General features: G+C 65.7%; 16 protein-coding genes. 14 read left to right on the top strand and 2 right to left on the bottom strand.

Annotated elements, in window-relative coordinates; all coding sequences use genetic code 11:
• Positions 1-46: 46 nt before the first annotated feature.
• The 4 genes from J1M86_RS05190 to J1M86_RS05205 are packed head-to-tail and all read left to right on the top strand — an operon-like array spanning position 47 to position 4371.
• Positions 47-970, top strand: coding sequence for an ABC transporter permease (locus J1M86_RS05190; RefSeq protein ID WP_206509041.1), 924 nt, complete (start codon positions 47-49; stop codon positions 968-970).
• Entirely contained in the window at positions 963-1901 is a 939-nt protein-coding gene (locus J1M86_RS05195; protein WP_241259557.1) for an ABC transporter permease, read from the top strand. The genes J1M86_RS05190 and J1M86_RS05195 overlap by 8 nt, the downstream gene beginning before the upstream one ends.
• Before the next feature lies 1 nt (position 1902).
• Positions 1903-3576: an ABC transporter ATP-binding protein gene (locus J1M86_RS05200; RefSeq protein WP_206509042.1), complete on the top strand. Its 1674-nt coding sequence runs from the start codon at positions 1903-1905 to the stop codon at positions 3574-3576.
• A 33-nt stretch (positions 3577-3609) separates the two neighbouring features.
• Positions 3610-4371 (top strand): oxidoreductase, encoded by a 762-nt coding sequence (locus J1M86_RS05205; protein ID WP_206509043.1) that lies wholly within the window; start codon positions 3610-3612, stop codon positions 4369-4371.
• Between the two features lie 465 nt (positions 4372-4836).
• Here the strand turns inward: J1M86_RS05205 and J1M86_RS05210 are convergent, their stop codons facing one another.
• Positions 4837-5670 carry an HAD-IB family hydrolase gene (locus J1M86_RS05210; protein ID WP_206509044.1) on the bottom strand — a complete coding sequence of 278 codons (834 nt, stop codon included), beginning with the start codon at positions 5668-5670 and terminating at the stop codon, positions 4837-4839.
• Positions 5671-5996: 326 nt separating this feature from the next.
• Between J1M86_RS05210 and ssd the strand changes: the two genes are divergently transcribed.
• The 7 genes from ssd (at position 5997) to J1M86_RS05245 (ending at position 10620) form a co-directional block, all read left to right on the top strand.
• On the top strand, positions 5997-7145 hold the full coding sequence (gene ssd / locus J1M86_RS05215) for a septum site-determining protein Ssd (RefSeq protein ID WP_206509045.1): 1149 nt from the start codon (positions 5997-5999) through the stop codon (positions 7143-7145).
• Positions 7142-8320: a TadA family conjugal transfer-associated ATPase gene (locus tag J1M86_RS05220; RefSeq protein ID WP_206509046.1), complete on the top strand. Its 1179-nt coding sequence runs from the start codon at positions 7142-7144 to the stop codon at positions 8318-8320. Before ssd ends, J1M86_RS05220 begins: the two co-directional genes overlap by 4 nt.
• The gene (locus J1M86_RS05225) at positions 8317-9111 is read left to right on the top strand and encodes a type II secretion system F family protein (protein ID WP_206509047.1); all 795 of its coding nucleotides are present in this window, start codon (positions 8317-8319) and stop codon (positions 9109-9111) included. Before J1M86_RS05220 ends, J1M86_RS05225 begins: the two co-directional genes overlap by 4 nt.
• A complete protein-coding gene (locus J1M86_RS05230; protein WP_206509048.1) occupies positions 9108-9680 on the top strand; it encodes a type II secretion system F family protein in 573 nt (190 codons plus the stop codon). Before J1M86_RS05225 ends, J1M86_RS05230 begins: the two co-directional genes overlap by 4 nt.
• A 72-nt stretch (positions 9681-9752) precedes the next feature.
• Positions 9753-9956 carry a DUF4244 domain-containing protein gene (locus J1M86_RS05235; protein WP_075838454.1) on the top strand — a complete coding sequence of 68 codons (204 nt, stop codon included), beginning with the start codon at positions 9753-9755 and terminating at the stop codon, positions 9954-9956.
• A 26-nt stretch (positions 9957-9982) separates the two neighbouring features.
• Entirely contained in the window at positions 9983-10273 is a 291-nt protein-coding gene (locus J1M86_RS05240) for a TadE family type IV pilus minor pilin (protein ID WP_206509049.1), read from the top strand.
• A complete protein-coding gene (locus J1M86_RS05245) occupies positions 10270-10620 on the top strand; it encodes an Rv3654c family TadE-like protein (protein ID WP_206509050.1) in 351 nt (116 codons plus the stop codon). Before J1M86_RS05240 ends, J1M86_RS05245 begins: the two co-directional genes overlap by 4 nt.
• Here J1M86_RS05245 and J1M86_RS05250 read toward each other — a convergent pair.
• Positions 10617-12989 carry a DEAD/DEAH box helicase gene (locus J1M86_RS05250; RefSeq protein WP_206509051.1) on the bottom strand — a complete coding sequence of 791 codons (2373 nt, stop codon included), beginning with the start codon at positions 12987-12989 and terminating at the stop codon, positions 10617-10619. The genes J1M86_RS05245 and J1M86_RS05250 overlap by 4 nt on opposite strands.
• 445 nt (positions 12990-13434) lie before the next feature.
• Between J1M86_RS05250 and J1M86_RS05255 the strand changes: the two genes are divergently transcribed.
• The 3 genes from J1M86_RS05255 to topA all read left to right on the top strand — a co-directional run bounded on the left by J1M86_RS05255 (position 13435) and on the right by topA (position 17584).
• Entirely contained in the window at positions 13435-13638 is a 204-nt protein-coding gene (locus J1M86_RS05255) for a cold-shock protein (RefSeq protein WP_003946117.1), read from the top strand.
• A gap of 191 nt (positions 13639-13829) precedes the next feature.
• A complete protein-coding gene (locus J1M86_RS05260; protein WP_206509052.1) occupies positions 13830-14417 on the top strand; it encodes a hypothetical protein in 588 nt (195 codons plus the stop codon).
• A 182-nt stretch (positions 14418-14599) separates the two neighbouring features.
• Positions 14600-17584: a type I DNA topoisomerase gene (gene topA / locus J1M86_RS05265; RefSeq protein ID WP_206509053.1), complete on the top strand. Its 2985-nt coding sequence runs from the start codon at positions 14600-14602 to the stop codon at positions 17582-17584.
• Positions 17585-17690 lie beyond the last annotated feature (106 nt).

Genomic DNA, 17690 nt, shown 5'->3' on the forward strand with positions numbered 1-17690 from the left:
TTTCCCAGGCCCGTTCGCAGGTGAAAAGCCCCTAGGAGAGACCACAGTGGGTCGCTACATCACTCGCCGATTACTGCTGACGATTCCCGTCCTGATCGGCACCTCGTTCCTCATCTTTGCCATGGTCTATGCGCTACCCGGTGATCCGATCCGCGCGCTCGCCGGTGACCGCCCGCTCGCACCCGCAGTTGCCGCCCAGTTGCGCGCCGACTACAACCTCGACGACCCGCTGATCGTGCAGTACTTCAAGTACATCGGCGGCTTCTTCCAAGGAGATTTCGGTACCGATTTCTCCGGTCGACCCGTGCTCGATACCATCGAGCGCGCCCTTCCTGTCACCATCAAGCTGACCATCGTCGCCGTGGTCATCGAAACCGTCATCGGAATCGCAGCGGGTGTCCTCTCGGCACTGAAGAGAGGGTCGTTCTTCGACAACCTCGTGCTGCTGTCCACCACACTGCTCGTGTCGATTCCGGTGTTCGTTCTCGGCTTCCTCGCTCAGTTCACGCTCGGTCTGCAGTTGGGCCTCTTTCCCGTCGCCGGCATCAACGACGGTTGGGCGAGCTACCTGCTTCCCGGCCTCGTCCTCGCGTCGCTGTCGATGGCCTACGTGGCGCGTCTGACGCGGACGTCGGTAGCCGAATCGATGGCCGCGGATTACATACGCACGGCAAAGGCGAAGGGAATCAGTAACCGGCGCATCATCTTTCGCCACGCACTGCGCAACTCGCTGATCCCGGTCGTCACTTTCATCGGCGCCGACGTCGGCGGACTGCTCGGCGGCGCCATCGTGACCGAAACGGTGTTCAACCTGCCCGGCCTCGGCCGCGCGATCTACGACGGTCTCGCACGTCAGGAGGGCGCAGTGGTCGTCGGCATCGTGACGCTGTTCGTCTTCTTCTACATCTTCTTCAACCTCGTAGTGGACGTCCTCTACGCGGTACTCGATCCAAGGATTCGCTATGAATAAGGACGACACAGACGCTTCTCGACATCTGCACGACGAGGGGCAGCCCGGCAACGTCGTCACGGGTGAAGCCGGCGAGCTGGCCGGGCAGGCAAGCCTGTGGGGCAATGCGTGGAAGTTCCTGCGCAAGAGCCCGTTCTTCATCATCGGGTCGTTTCTGCTGCTGGTTCTGCTGTTGATGGCCGTTGTGCCGCAACTGTTCGCGCGCGGTATCGACCCCAGGGCGTGTTCGCTCTCCGACAGCAGGCAGCCACCGAGTGCCGCGCACTGGTTCGGAACCGACATCCAGGGCTGCGACTACTACGCCAATGTCATCTACGGCGCCCGCATCTCGCTGTCGATCGGGGTCTTGTCGGTGGTCGGAATCCTCGTCGTCGGTGTTCTGATCGGCGCTCTCGCAGGGTATTTCGGCGGAATCACCGACAGCATCCTCGCGCGATTCACCGACGTGTTCTTCGGTATCCCGCTGCTGCTCGGCGCGTTGATCCTGCTCACGGTGACTGCTCAGCGCACCATTTTCACCGTCTCGCTCGCCCTCGTGGCATTCGGGTGGATGACGGCGATGCGGTTGGTGCGGTCGAGCGTGATCGCCATCAAGCACAGCGAATATGTCCAAGCCGCACAGGCTCTGGGCGCCTCGACCTACCGCATTCTGGTGCGTCACATCCTGCCGAATGCTCTCGCCCCCGTCATCATCTACGCGACCATCTCGATCGGAGTATTCATCGCCGCCGAGGCAACGCTGACATTCCTCGGCATCGGATTGCAAGCCCCAGAGATATCTTGGGGACTGCAGATCAACCTGGGGCAGAACGTGTTCCTGACGTCGCCGTACCTGGTGCTGTTCCCGGCCGGCTTCCTCTCCGTCACGGTGCTGGCGTTCATCATGCTCGGTGACGCACTCCGTGACGCACTCGATCCGAAACGGAACTGACATGAGTATCCAGAAAGACACAGTTCTCACCGTCACCGATCTGACGATCGAGTTCGAAGTCGACAAGGTCTGGCGCAAGGCTGTCGACGCCGTCTCGTTCACGGTGGCAGCCGGTGAGGTGTTGGCCATCGTCGGAGAATCGGGCTCGGGCAAGTCCACCACCGCCATGGCGATACCCGGTCTGCTGGCCGACAACGCGAGGGTGGCGGGCAGCATCGATCTCGGTGGCCGCGAGTTGGTGGGCCTGACGGAGAAGCAGCTCGCCCCGATCCGCGGCAAGGACGTCGCTGTCATCTTCCAAGAACCGATGACGGCGCTGAACCCGGTGTACTCCATCGGCTGGCAGATCACCGAGGCGATCCGCGCGCACACGTCGCTGTCGAAGAAGGAGGCCAAGGCGCGCGCGGTGGAGCTGCTGAAGCTCGTCGAGATGCCCGAGCCGGAGACCCGGGTGAACTACTACCCGCACCAGCTCTCCGGTGGCCAGCGTCAGCGCGCGATGATCGCGCAGGCACTCTCGTCGGACCCGTCCCTGCTGATCGCCGACGAGCCGACCACGGCCCTCGATGTGACCGTGCAGGCGGAAATCCTCGACCTGATGCGTGACCTGCGGAACCGCATCGACGCCTCCATCGTGCTGATCACGCACGATATGGGCGTGGTGGCCGATATGGCGGACCGTATCGCGGTGATGAAGGACGGCGCCATCGTCGAGACCGACCGAGCCGAGAAGATCTTCAAGAGCGCATCGCACCCGTACACGCAGCAGTTGCTGGCCTCGGTGCCGCACCTCGGGAGCAGTATCGAGGCTGTGGCAGCGGGCAAGATCGCAGCCCCCGGCCAAGCGGCCGATACGCGGGCGCTGAGCATCGTCGACGGTGTCATCGAGTACCCCGGACGGCCGGTGTTCCGCGCCGTGGACGGGGTGAGCTTAGACATCGAAATGGGCGAGGTGGTCGGACTCGTCGGTGAGTCGGGGTCGGGCAAATCCACCATCGGCAAAGCCGTCGTCGGCTTGAACAAGCTCACCAGCGGCACGCTGTCCATCGGGGGCATCGACATCACCGCAGCAAGCAACCGCGAGCTGAGGTCGGTGCGCAGCAAGGTCGGTATCGTGTTTCAGGATCCGGGTTCATCGCTGAACCCGCGGTGGCCCATCGGTCAATCGATCGCCGAGCCGATGCTGCTGCACACCGACCTCGACGCCTCCCAGCGCAACCGCAAAGTCGAGGAACTGCTGGATCAGGTGCAACTCTCGCGCACGATGCGCAACAGGTACCCCCACCAGCTGTCCGGTGGTCAACGCCAACGCGTCGGGATCGCGCGGGCCCTTGCCCTGGAGCCGACACTGCTGGTCGCCGACGAACCCACCTCCGCGCTGGACGTTTCGGTACAGGCCAAGGTGCTGGAGCTGTTCAAGGAATTGCAGCGGGAATACGGTTTCGCGTGCCTGTTCATCAGCCACGACCTGGCAGTGGTCGAGGTGCTCGCGAAGCGCATCGCGGTGCTGAACAAGGGCAAGATGGCGGAGTTCGGAACCACCGATCAGATCCTGCGCAGACCCACCAACGAATACACGAAACGGCTGCTGGCAGCTGTTCCGGTGCCCGACCCGGCCGAGCAGGCCAAGCGGCGCAATGCCCGCGCCGAGCTGCTGGCAGCCGGGGCCGACTAGAGCGTCGGGACGCGGGGGGTACCGTCGTTTGTCGTGACGGACCCCCTCGCGCCCCTGCTCGAACTTCCCGGCATCGTCGACGCGGCCGAACGCGCACGTGACGCTCTCGGTGCCGTGCACCGACACAAGGCCAACCGTCGAGGCTGGCCGGCCACCGCCGCCGAGGCTGCCGTCCGGGCAGCCCGATCCTCGTCAGCGCTCGAGGGTGGCTCGATGGACTTCCCACGCGGGGGCGAGGACGGTGACCCTGTGCTCGCCGGCTCGCTGCGGGTGGCGTCGGCGCTCGACGGTGACGCACTGCAGAACATGCTCCCGGTGTGGAAGCGCGCACCTTTGCAGGCTTTGGCGCGTCTGCATCTGCTCGCTGCCGCGGACCTCGTCGAGGACGAGGCACTCCTCGGGCGGCCGCGACCGGACAACAGTGTCGGAGAGCGCCTCGACCTGCTGGCTCAACTGGTCACCGGTGGGACCTCGGCGCCCGCCCCTGTCATCGCTGCGATCGTGCACGGGGAACTGCTCACGATGAAGCCCTTCGGGTCGGCCGACGGTATCGTCGCCCGCGCCGCCTCGCGATTGGTTGCCACCTCCTCGGGACTCGATCCGCACAACCTCGGTGTGCCCGAGGTCAGTTGGATGCGTCGGTCACAGGCATATCGGGATGGCGCCGCGAGTTTCGCCTCGGGTACGGCCAACGGAGTCGGCAGCTGGGTGATGCTGTGCTGCGGCGCTCTCGAAGCCGGGGCGATGGAGGCGACATCGATCGCCGAGGCTGCCGCGGAATCGGGGAGCAAGTAGACATTTGCGGCAATCGCCACTCGATGCAACCACACTCGATGCAACCACACTCGATGCAACCACACTCGATGCAACCAAAGGGCGGATGCACACCAAAAGGGCGGCGCCGCCGAGGTGAGTCGACTTCGCCGCCCGTTAGCACGGACGATCGGGATACCAAGCGTGCAAATTGGGCTGTGGCGATACATTGATCGCGAGGCCTCGGCGTGGGTTCGGTGGAGTAGGAGGTCATCCCTGCAACCGGTGCAGGGTTCTTGCTGCTACTTCCCGAATCTCGCAGGCCCACAGCGCTTCTGCCCTGTCAGCGGCGCGCTCCGCGTGGGATGCCTGATGTCCGTGCTGGGAATTGCGGTCGGGAGTGCGAACCTTCTCTTCTGGTTCGAACTTGGCCTTCCGTTCTTCCGTAACTCATTTCTACCCCGCAATGCCGCCCACATCAAGTGTTTCGCGAGATTGGCGTCGGCGTCAGCGTTTTCTTCGGAGCAGGCCGTAGGTGACGGCTCCGGCGACCAGTGCGCTGAAACCGACTGCGGCGCTTGCCGCTACCGTCGTGCCCGAGGGGCTGTGGATCCGCGACCGCAGTGACACCGGGTTGGAGAAGGTCAGGATCGGCCAGCCCGAGGACGCAGCTTCCTTGCGTAGCGCTCGGTCGGGATTGACCGCGGTGGGATGCCCGACGGCACGCAACATAGGGAGGTCGGTGATCGAGTCGGAGTACGCAAAGCAGTGCTGGAGATCGTACCGACGCTCCTGTGCCAACTCGCTCATGGCCTCGACTTTTCCCTCGCCGTAGCAGTAGAACTCGATGGTGCCGTTGTAGCGGCCATCCTCGACTTCCATCCGCGTCGCCATGGAAATGTCGGCGCCGAGGGCCTCGGCGATCGGATGCACGATCTCGTCGCCGGAGGCCGACACCACGACGATGTCGTGCCCCCGGAGTTTGTGGTCGGCGATGAGTTCGGTGGCCTCCGCGAAGACCAGTGGATCGACGATGTCGTGCAGTGTTTCGTTGACGATCGAGCGCACCTGCTCGACGTCCCATCCTGCGCACATGTTCGCGATGTGGGCCCGCATACGTTCCATCTGATCGTGATCGGCCCCGGAGAGCAGGAAGAGGAACTGTGCGTAGCTGCTCTTGAGCACCGCGCGCCTGTTGATCAGCCCCTGATCGAAGAACGGTCGGCTGAACGCGAGCGTGCTCGACTTTGCGATGATCGTCTTGTCCAGGTCGAAGAATGCGGCAATTCTTCTGGTGGGACGTACGGATTCGGCTGCGTCTGTGCTGGCGCTCGTGGTCACGATCCTCACAATAGTTGCCTTCGGTGACACGCCGGTGTCCGTGCCGCGATCGATGCTCGAAAATCGACAAGGTTGAACTTGCAAACAGCGCGCGTCGCAGGTGTAGTATCGATCCAGTCCGACTAGCTCGGACATGTTCAGCCCGACCCCCCGGGGCTGAACTAGACGACCCTCGCCTCCTCCCCCCCCTGGCGAGGGTCGTCCTCTTTTTCGGGCAAACCTGTTTGTGGTACCGCCGTCCAGTAATTCATCCACAGGGCGGCAAACTATCCACATCTCGTCGAACGTTGTTTCCTGTGAGCGGATTCGGCGACATTCTTCCAGTCATGGATTTCGACACACCCGATGTCATCTCGAGCCGCCCGTGCCTGCTGCTCGTTGCAGATCCGGTGCTGCGTCAGGATGCGCTCCGGGTGGCCGCCGCGACCGATTGCGTTGTGCAGGAACGGAACTTACCAGTCGGTAATGATTCGGCTGCTCAGGCCGCAGTGGGTGCCATCGCCATGACCCGTCTCGACTGGGACAACGCCGCCGCGGTGCTCCTCGACTCCCAGACCGCACAGCACATTCCGGCGCTGCGCCTACCCCGCCGCGAAAACGTGGCCGTGCTCGCTCGCGGTGAGGCAGGCGTCGAACACTGGCGCACGGCCACCGCCGTCGGTGCTGCACATGTGCTCGAGCTCCCACGCGACGAAGGTGAACTGGTTCGTCTCCTCGGGACGAGCTACCACGACGCGCACCGCCACGGTGGTTGCATCGCGGTCGTCGGCGCCAGGGGAGGCGCGGGGGCATCGATCCTGTCGGCGGCCCTCGCGCTTGTGTCCGCCGCGTCCGAAGCCCGCACCCTGCTCGTCGACGGCGACGAATTCGGCGGGGGGATGGATCTCGTACTCGGTTGGGAGGACGATCCCGGACTGCGCTGGCCGGGCCTCGTCATCGAAGCCGGTCGCATTTCCGCCGACTCGTTGCACAACGCTCTGCCGTCGAGGGGCTCGCTCGCCGTCCTCTCGGCCGGCCGGGTCCGGCCCGGCGCGTCGGGAGGGGTCGATCCTGTGGCAAGCGCTGCGGTCATCGAGGCAGGCCGACGCGCAGGCGACTTGGTCGTGTGCGACGTTCCCCGGCTCGTCGGTCCTCGGACCGAGGTCTTTCACGACGCTGCCGACCTCGTCGTACTCGTCGTACGGGCCGAGCTCGGAGCAGTCGCGGCGGCGGAGAACCTCGCCGGCTACATCACGACCCGCAACTCCAACGTCGGGCTGGTGGTCAGGGGGCCCGCTCCCGGTGGCCTCACCGGTGCCGAGATCGCCGACGCCCTGCAGTTGCCGCTGCTGGCGAGCATGCGTCCTGAGCCCGGGCTCGCCGTCCGAATCGAGCGCGGTGGTCTTGCGCTGCCCAGGCGTTCACCGCTCGCGGCAGCCGCCCGAGCCGTCCTCGACACGTTCGCCCGCAAACCGCAGATCGGGCGTGCCACATGAGCGTCGTCACCGCGGATCTGCTGGACCGTGTTCGCGACCGGCTGGCTCAATCCGCGGACGACCCGACACCGACGATGGTTGCCGCGGCGATCCGCATCGAAGCCGGTGGCGTCCTGAGCGATACTGACCTGCTCGCTGCCTTGCGAGTGCTTCAGACCGAGTTGACCGGCGCTGGACCGCTGGAACCGCTGTTGAGCGATCCCTCTGTCGCCGATGTTCTCGTCACCGCGCCCGACGAGGTATGGGTGGACCGAGGCAGTGGCCTCGAGCGGGCCTCGATCCGATTCGCCGACGAGGCAGCTGTGCGTCGGCTGTGTCAACGTCTGGCGCTCTCGGCGGGCAGACGGCTCGACGACGCGCAGCCCTGGGTGGACGGCCAGCTACCCGGTGTCGGCGACGGCACGTTCGGTGTGCGGCTGCACGCTGTGCTCGCCCCTGTCGCCCGGGGTGGCACCTGCCTGTCTTTGCGGGTCCTGCGACCCACCACCCAGGGGCTCGGCGCACTGGCCGAGCGCGGCGCCATCGAACCAGAGGCGTTGCTACTGCTCCGCGCAATCGTGGCTGCACGCCTTGCCTTCCTGGTCGTCGGCGGCACGGGCGCGGGAAAGACAACGCTGTTGGCGGCAATGCTGGGGGAGGTCAGCCGCACCGAACGCATCGTCTGCGTCGAGGATGCGGCCGAGTTGGCGCCGTCGCACCCGCACGTGGTGCGGATGGTTGCCCGCGCACCCAACATCGAAGGAGTCGGAGAGGTGACGGTTCGGCAGCTGGTCCGGCAGGCCCTGCGGATGCGGCCGGACCGGCTGGTGGTCGGGGAAGTACGCGGCGCCGAGGTGGTCGACTTGCTCACCGCACTCAACACCGGGCACGACGGCGGGGCCGGGACCATTCACGCGAACTCGCCCGTCGAGGTGCCTGCGCGGTTGGAAGCGCTTGCAGCTCTAGGGGGAATGGATCGCGCGGCCTTGCACAGTCAGCTGAGTGCGGCCCTGCAGGTGGTGCTCCACGTGCACCGCGGGGCCGACGGACGCAGGAGACTGCGGGAGATCGCGGTGGTGACGGCCGACGAAGCGGGCCGGGTCTCGATCATGCAGGCGTGGAGCATCATCGGGACGGCGTGGCCCGGCCGGGCTCGACTGGATCGACTTCTGGCCGAGCGAGGTGAGCTGTCGTGACTGCGGTGGGCGTGTTGCTGTGCGCGATGGCGTTGCTCGTCAGCCCGCGGCCCAGGGCACGGGTGGCCGTGTTGCGGCCCGAGGTGTCGAGATCGGTCGACCGTCGGTCTCGGGTGGTGATGATCGCGGCTGGCGTGGTCGTCGCACTGGTGCTCGCCCTGCAGACCGGAGGAGTGCATTTCGTCGCCGCAGCCTCGATCGTGGCCGCGACCGTATGGAAACGGCGTCGAGGTAGAGGTTTTCGGCGCGAGCGACGCAGGGAGTCCGAGTCACTGATCGCCGGACTCGAAACCATCATCGGGGAACTACGCGTGGGCGCTCACCCCGCGATCGCCTGCGGAACAGCGGCCGCCGAATGCACCGGGTCCGTTGCGTTGTCGTTTCGGCGCGCTTCGGGTCGTGCTCGGCTCGGGGGCACAGCTCACGAAGGTCTGCCGACAGCAGACTCGGCCGTGTCGCGGGAACTGACGATCCTCGCCGGCGCCTGGCGCGTCGCCGACGAAAATGGTCTCGCGCTGGTGGGTCTGCTCGGCGCTGCACGCGGTGATCTGCTGGCTCGCAATCGCTTCCGCGACCGCACCGAGGCGTCGCTGGCGGGTGCACGCGCAACCGGGACCGTGCTGGCTGGGCTGCCCGTCCTCGGTGTGCTTCTGGGGCAAGCCATGGGGGCGTCACCGATCGATGTTCTGCTGGGCGGCGGTGTCGGCGGGATTCTTCTCGTGCTGGGTTCGGGCCTGGGCTGCGCAGGATTGTTGTGGACCGATGCCATCACCGAGCGGGTGTGCCGATGATCTCCTCTGCTGCAGCGCTACTCGCGGTGGCCCTGATACTTCTGCCTGCACGACCGGGGGCACTGCACCGGCTGGACCGGGAGCGACCGACCGCGATGCCGCCGACAATCGTGCCGGTGCACGACCCGCATGCCGTGGCGACACTGTTCGACACCATGGCTGCTGCACTGCGCGGTGGACTACCGACCGGAACGGCAGCGCTCGCAGTGTCGACCATAGCGCCGGATGCCGCGGCAACGGCGCTGCGCACCACCGCCGACCTGCTGAGTCTCGGCGCCGACCCGGAAGTGTCCTGGGCGCCGGTGGCCGCCCTACCCGAGATCGAGCCGCTGGCACGTATGGCGCGACGATCGGCCAGATCCGGAGCCTCACTGGCCGATGCGGTAGCCGAACTCGCCGAGGCCGAGCGTGCGAGCGCCGAGGATGCTGCTGCGGCGGCCGCCGAACGGGCTGGCGTGCTCATCAGTGGGCCACTGGGCCTGTGCTTTCTGCCGGCCTTCGTCTGCCTCGGGATCGTGCCCGTGGTGATCGGACTGGCGGGCAACGTACTCGGCGGGGGACTGCTGTGATCACAGCCGATGCCCCGCCCCAGGAATTCCGGGACGGGGCCGCCGTCCCGGACATCGAAGAGGGGGACAGCCATGAGCAACAACATCATCGAGCAGACCAAAGCCCGATTGATTCTGGCCGCGACGGAGGACGACGGAATGTCGACCGCCGAATACGCGATTGGGACTATCGCTGCCGCGGCGTTCGGGGCCGTTCTGTACACCGTGGTGACAGGGGGCTCGATCGTGGATGCGTTGACGGGGATCATCGACCGGGCACTCAATACAGCCGTCTAGCCCACGCCGACGACGGGGTGGCGACGGTGGAGGCGGCGATCGCCATCGCATCCATCGTCGTGGTGGTCGTGATGTGTATCGGCGCGATCATGGCGGTCTCGACTCATGTTCGCTGTGTCGATGCGGCTCGGGAAGCGGCGAGATCGACTGCGCGCGGTGACGAGGTGTCGGCGTTGCTCGTCCCTGATGGTGCGGTGTTGACCGTGACGGAGCAGGGCGGGTTCGTTGTTGCTCGCGTCGAGGCACGGACGCTGTTGCCGGGGTTGCGGGTGGGTGGTGAGGCGGTGGCTGCGCTCGAACCTGGTGCCCTCGAATGAGGGCGCGTGGTGATGACGGTGGGGTGACGGTGTTGGCGGCGTGTGCGCTGGCCGCGTTGTTGGTTGTGGTGATCGCGGTGGTGCACGTCGGATCGGCGGTGAGCGCTCGGCATCGGGCGCAGTCTGCGGCGGATTTGTCGGCGTTGGCTGCGGCCGGTGCGTTGGATCGAGGTGTTGCCGATGCGTGTGCGGCAGGTGGGGTCATCGTCGAGCGGATGCGCGGGGTGATGACCTCGTGTGTCGTCGAGGACTGGGATGTGGTGGTGGAGGTGACGATCACGTTGCCGCTGGGCCGGTTCGGGTTGCGCGACGCCGTGGCCGCTGCCCGGGCCGGTCCTGTTGGCTAGCCGCGACCCCGTTTCCCGTATGCGTCCAGCACGATCTGCAGAACGGTGACGGCTCCGGCTTTGTCGAGCGGATCGTTGCCGTTGCCGCACTTGGGTGATTGCACGCAGGACGGGCAACCGGTGGGGCATTCGCACGAGGAGATCGCGTCCTTGGTCGCTTCCAGCCATTCTGCGATCGCGCGGTGGCCTCGATCGGCGAAACCTGCACCGCCGTCGTATCCGTCGTAGACGAACACCGTCGGGAGCCCGGTGTCGGGGTGCAGCGCCGTAGACACCCCACCGATGTCCCAGCGGTCGCACGTCGCGACGAGCGGCAGGAGCCCGATTGCGGCGTGTTCGGCGGCGTGCAGTGAGCCGGGGAAACGTTCGGGTTCGATGCCGCTGTCGATGAGCAGTTCCGGTGTGATGGTGTACATCACGGCGCGCGTGTCGAGGGTTTGTTCGGGCATATCGAGTTCGACCGAGTCGAGGATTTCCCCGGAATGCAGCCGGCGGAGGTAGCCGATGACTTGATGCGTCACGTTCACCTGAACGAGCGCGATGCGCACCTCTCCGAGCGTGCGCTCGGAATGCACTGCCGTGATGGCGATGTCGGTGGTTTCGCGGGCGGAGGTGTTCCAGTCGGGGTGTTCGGGGTGTACGAGCGCAAGCCCGTCCTCCAAGTCGAGTTCGTCGACCACGAACGATTCACCTTGATGGATGTGGACGGCACCGGGATGAACTGTGGCGGGGGCTTTCCCGGAGTCGACGGTCCCGAGCATTCGCCCGGATTCTCCGTCGACGATCGCCACCTGGGTGCCGGTTCCGCCGCGGATGTTCACCGACGCGTGCGGGGCGTACTTCTGGCCTTCCGGTGTGATGAACCATCCGTGTGGCCTGCGGCGCAGCAGACCGTCTGCAGCGAGAGCCGTCAGCACTGTCTCGGCCTCCAGCTCGTCGGCCTCGGCGAAGGTGATCGGCAATTCTGCTGCAGCACAGAGCAGCTGCGGAGCCAACAGGTACGGATTGGTCGGGTCGGTGACGGTTGCTTCGACGGGCTTGTCGAGGAGGGCGGCCGGATGATGGACGAGGTAGGTGTCGAGTGGGTCGTCCCGGGCGACGAGGGTGACGAGCGATCCCTCGCCGCGCCTGCCCGACCGCCCGGCTTGCTGCCAGAACGAGGAGACCGTGCCGGGGAAGCCCGCGACCACCACGGCGTCGAGACCAGCGATATCGACGCCCAGCTCGAGGGCATTGGTCGTCGCGACGCCGAGGAGGGTGCCGTCGGACAGATTCGCCTCCAGCGCCCGACGATCCTCGGCGAGATACCCGGCGCGGTAAGCGGCGACACGCCCCGGCAAGTCGCGATCGACCTCGGCGAGCAGCCGCTGCGTGCCGAGGGCGGTCACCTCGGCGCCGCGTCGCGAGCGCACGAAAGTCAATGTGCGCGCCCCCTCGACCATGAGATCGGCCATGATCCTCGAGGCCTCCGCTCCGGCCGATCGACGCACGGGCGCACCGTTCTCGCCGGTGATCTCCTTCAGCAGCGGCGGTTCCCACAGTGCGACGGTGCGCGGTCCGTGTGGCGAGCCGTCCTCGGTCACCTCGGTGCACGGTGCGCCGACGAGTCTCGAGGCGGCAGCTCCCGGGGCCGATGTCGTCGCGCTCGCGAGCACGAAGGTCGGGGACGCTCCGTAGCGTGCGCAGATGCGTCGCAGTCGCCGGAGTATCAGTGCGACGTTCGAGCCGAACACGCCGCGGTAGTAATGGCATTCGTCGACTACGACGAAGCGAAGGTTTCGGAGAAAACGCGCCCAACGCTCGTGTGCGCCCAGGATTCCGATGTGGATCATGTCGGGATTGGTGAAGATCCAGCGGGCGTTCGCACGCGCCCACTGACGGACCTCGATCGGGGTATCTCCGTCGTAGGCGCTCGGAAACACCTCGGCGAGTTGCGGTGCCTCCTCACGCAACTCGTCGGTGATGGAGATGATGCTGCGGAGTTGGTCCGCACCGAGCGCCTTGGTCGGGGCCAGGTAGAGGGCGCTCGCCCGAGGATCGCTCAGTAGGGTCGACAGAATCGGCATCTGGTATCCCAGTGACTTTCCCGAGGCCGTGCCGGTTGACAGGACAACGTGATGACCGTCGTTGGCAAGTGTCGCTGCGCGGGCTTGGTGGCTCCAGGGTCTGGCGATGCCGCGCGCGGTCAGAACCGTGGTCAGTTCCGGTAGCACCCAGCTCGGCCAGTCGTCGAATTGTGCCTCGCGTGCCGGTAGTTCGGCGACGTGTGTCAGCGGTTGCTCTCCGGACGGGGTGCCGGCGAGGACGCGGTCGAGCAGTGCACGTCCGTAGCTCCGTTGACCCGTGTTCGGTGGATCAGGTTGGGTCACTACTGCACTCCACGTTCTGCTTGATGTTGCACGCACCGGGCCCAGGCCCGCGACCTGCGGTTTTCATGCTATCGGGCGGCTATGCGCGCCGCGGCACCGGCCGGGTATAGGCCCTGGTGGAACCCGTTATCGGGGCAGTTGGTCGGTGGCGCGAGGGCCAAGATCAACTAAATGTGCGAAAACTACCCATTTCGACTGTTGGAAACGCCCGAGTCATGGTTGACTTGAGCTGGTCGCAGCTTCTGTGTTCGTGTATACGCTCGCAGGATCTTATGTTGCGAGCGGTGTGCTTTTGGAGCGTTTCCTGAAGGGGTCTCGGCTCGGCGTCGTTGCCGTGTCAGGGGTTCCGCCTGAGGGGGAATTCAGGAAGTACAACGGTCGGAACCGGCCCGGTGGACTGTAAGTGCTGTCCACCGCATCCGGTGTTAGAAAGAGAAGGAAAAGCATGGCACAGGGAACTGTGAAGTGGTTCAACGCCGAAAAGGGCTTTGGATTCATCGCACCAGAAGACGGCTCCGCTGACGTTTTCGTTCACTACTCCGAGATTCAGGGCAACGGCTTCCGCACCCTCGAGGAGAACCAGCGCGTCGAGTTCGAGGTCGGCCAGGGCACCAAGGGTCCCCAGGCAACCGGAGTTCGCGCGGTCTGATCGGCATCCCCCACCACCCGGTGGGGCCAATCGATACACCTCATCCCCCTCTCACGGTCGAGTTGCGCTCGGGCGTGGAGGGGGATGAGTCGTATCCGGGGCACCGGCAGTGGGGGCGGCGGCAATGCAGGTGCTTCGACACGGACGTCGTACTCGTCCAGATTCGGTGTCGATGTCCTACTGTCCACAATGTGAACCAGCTGTCCTTTTTCTCGGCCGAGTCGTTGCCACCCTCGGTGACCGACTTGAGTGGACTGCTGGCGTCCACCGGACAGGTGGCTTCCTCGGCTGCCGGCGCTCGGATCTCGGTCGTCGTCGATCGCGAGTGGCGCGCCGAAGCCATCGCGGATCTGATCGTTCAGTGCGGGCTCGACGCGGAGATCGGCCGGTCCGAGGAGGGCCACCCGCTCGTGCGGACGGCCTCGGTGCCCGAGCTGTCCGCGCTGGCGTCCCAGTGGACCAAGGGTGCGGTCAAGGCCATGCCGCCGGGGTGGGTGCCGGGTGCGCGTGAACTGCGCGCGTGGGTTCTTGCAGCAGGCCGCTCCGAGGCAGAGGGCGAACGGTACGTTCTCGGGCTGGACCCGCAAGCACCCGACACTCACGCACCACTCGCGCAGGCGCTGATGCGGGCCGGGATCGCGCCCACGCTCATCGGCACGAGGGGGGCGATGCCGGGACTGCGCATCACCGGCCGGCGCAGGATGTTGCGGCTGGTGGAGAACGTCGGGCAGCCCCCCGAAAACGAGGACGCGCGTACCAATTGGCCGAGCGCCAGGTAGGACAGCGAACAACTGATCTGTAACTATTTTGACGACGTATGCCACTCTGTTACCAGGCGGACCGGTAAAAATGTCGGTTCCGGCGGGTAAGAAGCAGCCACGGCCCGTGGCGTCGAAGCACACGCGGCGTCGAGTAAACAGTGGCAACCGGGAAACGTAACGACGGAAGGTTCGGCAGCAAGGTGGCAACACGGAAGAACGGCACGGGGGACACCACCGGCGGAGCCGAACCACGCCGTCTTGTCATCGTCGAGTCTCCGACGAAGGCGAAGAAGATCGCGCCTTACCTGGGCAGCAACTACGTGGTGGAGGCCTCGGTCGGTCACATTCGTGACCTGCCGCGCGGCGCGGCCGACGTGCCGGCCAAGTACAAGGGTGAGCCATGGGCGCGGCTCGGTGTCGACGTCGACCACGATTTCGAGGCGCTCTACGTCGTCTCCCCGGAAAAGAAGGGCAAGGTCGCCGAGCTCAAGAGTCTGCTCAAGGACGCCGACGAGCTCTATCTCGCCACTGACCCTGACCGTGAGGGCGAGGCAATTGCCTGGCACCTCCTCGAAACCCTGAACCCAAAGATCCCCGTTCGCCGGATGGTCTTTCACGAGATCACCAAGCCTGCGATCCTCGCGGCCGCGGCCGACACCCGTGAACTGGACCAGGACCTCGTCGACGCACAGGAAACCCGTCGTATCCTCGACCGCCTGTACGGGTACGAGGTCAGCCCGGTGCTGTGGAAGAAGGTCATGCCGAAGCTGTCGGCGGGCCGCGTCCAGTCCGTCGCCACCAGGATCGTGGTCCAGCGTGAGCGCGACCGCATGGCGTTCCGGAGTGCGGAGTACTGGGATATCTCGGCCACTCTCGATGCCGGTGCGGAGGCGACGCCGCGGAGCTTCGGTGCGCGTCTGGTCAACGTCGAGGGCGCCCGGGTGGCCAGTGGTCGTGATTTCGGCGCCGACGGCAAACTGAAATCCGACGGTGTGACCGTCATCGACGAGCCGCGTGCGCGTCGGCTCGCGGAGGCGCTGGAGGGCGTCGATCTGACGGTCGCCTCGGCGGAGGACAAGCCGTACACCCGCAAGCCGTACCCGCCGTTCATGACCTCGACGCTGCAGCAGGAAGCCGGCCGCAAGCTGCGGTTCAGCTCGGAGCGCACGATGCGCGTGGCGCAGCGCCTGTACGAAAACGGCTACATCACCTACATGCGTACCGACTCCACGACGCTGTCGGAGTCGGCCATCGCCGCAGCGCGGTCGCAGGCAACCGAGCTCTACGGTGCCGAGTACGTGCACGCCACCCCGAGGCAGTACACGCGCAAGGTCAAGAACGCGCAGGAAGCACACGAGGCGATCAGGCCCGCGGGTGACGTCTTCCAAACTCCCGGTCAGCTGCATTCTGCTCTGCAGACCGACGAGTACCGTCTCTACGAGCTCATCTGGCAGCGAACCGTCGCCTCCCAGATGGCCGACGTGCGTGGTACGACGCTGACGCTGCGCATCACCGGCACAGCCGGGACGGGCGAGGACTGCACGTTCTCTGCATCCGGCCGAACGATCACCTTCGCCGGCTTCCTCAAGGCTTACGTCGAGAGTGTCGACGACGAAGCCGGTGGCCAGTCCGACGACGCCGAGTCGCGTCTGCCTGCGCTGAAGGCCGGTGCTGCCGTCACCGCGACGAAGCTCGATCCAGACGGCCACAACACCAATCCGCCGGCGCGTTACACCGAAGCCTCGCTGATCAAGACCCTCGAAGAGTTGGGCATCGGCCGACCGTCGACGTATTCGTCGATCATCAAGACCATCCTCGACCGCGGTTACGTCTACAAGCGCGGCAGCGCCCTCGTGCCCTCCTGGGTCGCGTTCTCCGTCATCGCGCTTCTCGAAGGGCACTTCGGTCGGCTCGTGGACTTCGACTTCACCGCTGGCATGGAGGACGATCTCGACGCCATCGCCGGTGGCCGCGAGCGACGCGGCAACTGGCTGCAGAACTTCTACTTCGGCGGCGACACCGGAGCCGAGGGCTCGGTGGCACGCTCGGGTGGTCTGAAGAAGATGGTGGGCACCAACCTCGAGGACATCGACGCGCGGACCATCAACTCGATCCGCCTGTTCGACGACTCCGAGGGACGCGAGATCCATGTTCGGGTCGGCCGTTACGGCCCGTACCTCGAACGCATGATCCGCAATGACGACGATCCCGACGGTGATCTGGTTTCCCAGCGGGCAAATCTGCCCGACGATCTGCCGCCCGACGAGCTGACCATCGACTTCGCCGAGAAGCTTTTCGCGACCCCGCAGGAGGGACGCAAGCTCGGCGCCGATCCACTCACCGGTCACGAGATCGTTGCCAAGGAAGGCCGCTTCGGTCCGTACGTCACCGAGATCCTGCCGGAGCCCGAGCCGGAACCGACACCTCCGGAGCCGGACATCGTCCCGGTTGCCCAGGACGGTGGCGGTGACGAGGGCGGCAGCACCAGGACGGCTGTGAAGAAGGTCGCTGCGAAGAAAGCCCCGGCCAAGAAGGCGGCGAAGAAGGCCACCGGCCCCAAACCTCGCACCGGTTCGTTGCTCAAGTCGATGGACCTGGCCACCATCACCCTCGAGGATGCGCTGAAGCTGCTCTCGCTGCCGCGCGTCGTCGGCGTCGACCCCGAGTCGAAAGAGGAGATCACCGCTCAGAACGGCCGCTACGGCCCGTATCTGAAGAAGGGCACCGACTCTCGCTCGTTGACGGACGAGGAGCAGCTGTTCACGGTCACGCTCGAAGAGGCGCTGAAGATCTATTCGGAACCGAAACGTCGTGGGCGTCAGGGTGAGGCGAAGCCGCCGCTGCGCGAGCTGGGCAACGACCCGGTCAGCGAGAAGCCGATGGTGATCAAGGACGGCCGTTTCGGTCCGTACGTCACCGACGGTGAAACCAATGCCAGCCTGCGCAAGGACGACGAGGTCGAGACCATCACCGACGATCGGGCGTCGGAACTGTTGGCGGACCGGCGTGCTCGCGGCCCGGTGAAGAAGAAGGCGACGAAGAAAGCGGCTACGAAGAAGGCCACCGCCACCAAGAAGGCGCCGGTCAAGAAGGCGGCCGCGAAGAAGACCGCAGCAAAGAAGACACCCGCAAAGAAGGCTCCGGCGAAGAAGGCTGCAGCGAAGAAGACCCCGCCGGCTGAGTAGCGTCCCCCCTCCTTCGGCATGAATGGACCATTGCAACTGTCTAACCGTTGCAATGGTCCATTCATGTTGTCTGGCAACCAATAGCCGAAGGCGGTGGAACCGACGA

This window comes from Rhodococcus sp. KRD197 (genome assembly GCF_017168235.1).
Taxonomy (GTDB): domain Bacteria; phylum Actinomycetota; class Actinomycetes; order Mycobacteriales; family Mycobacteriaceae; genus Rhodococcoides.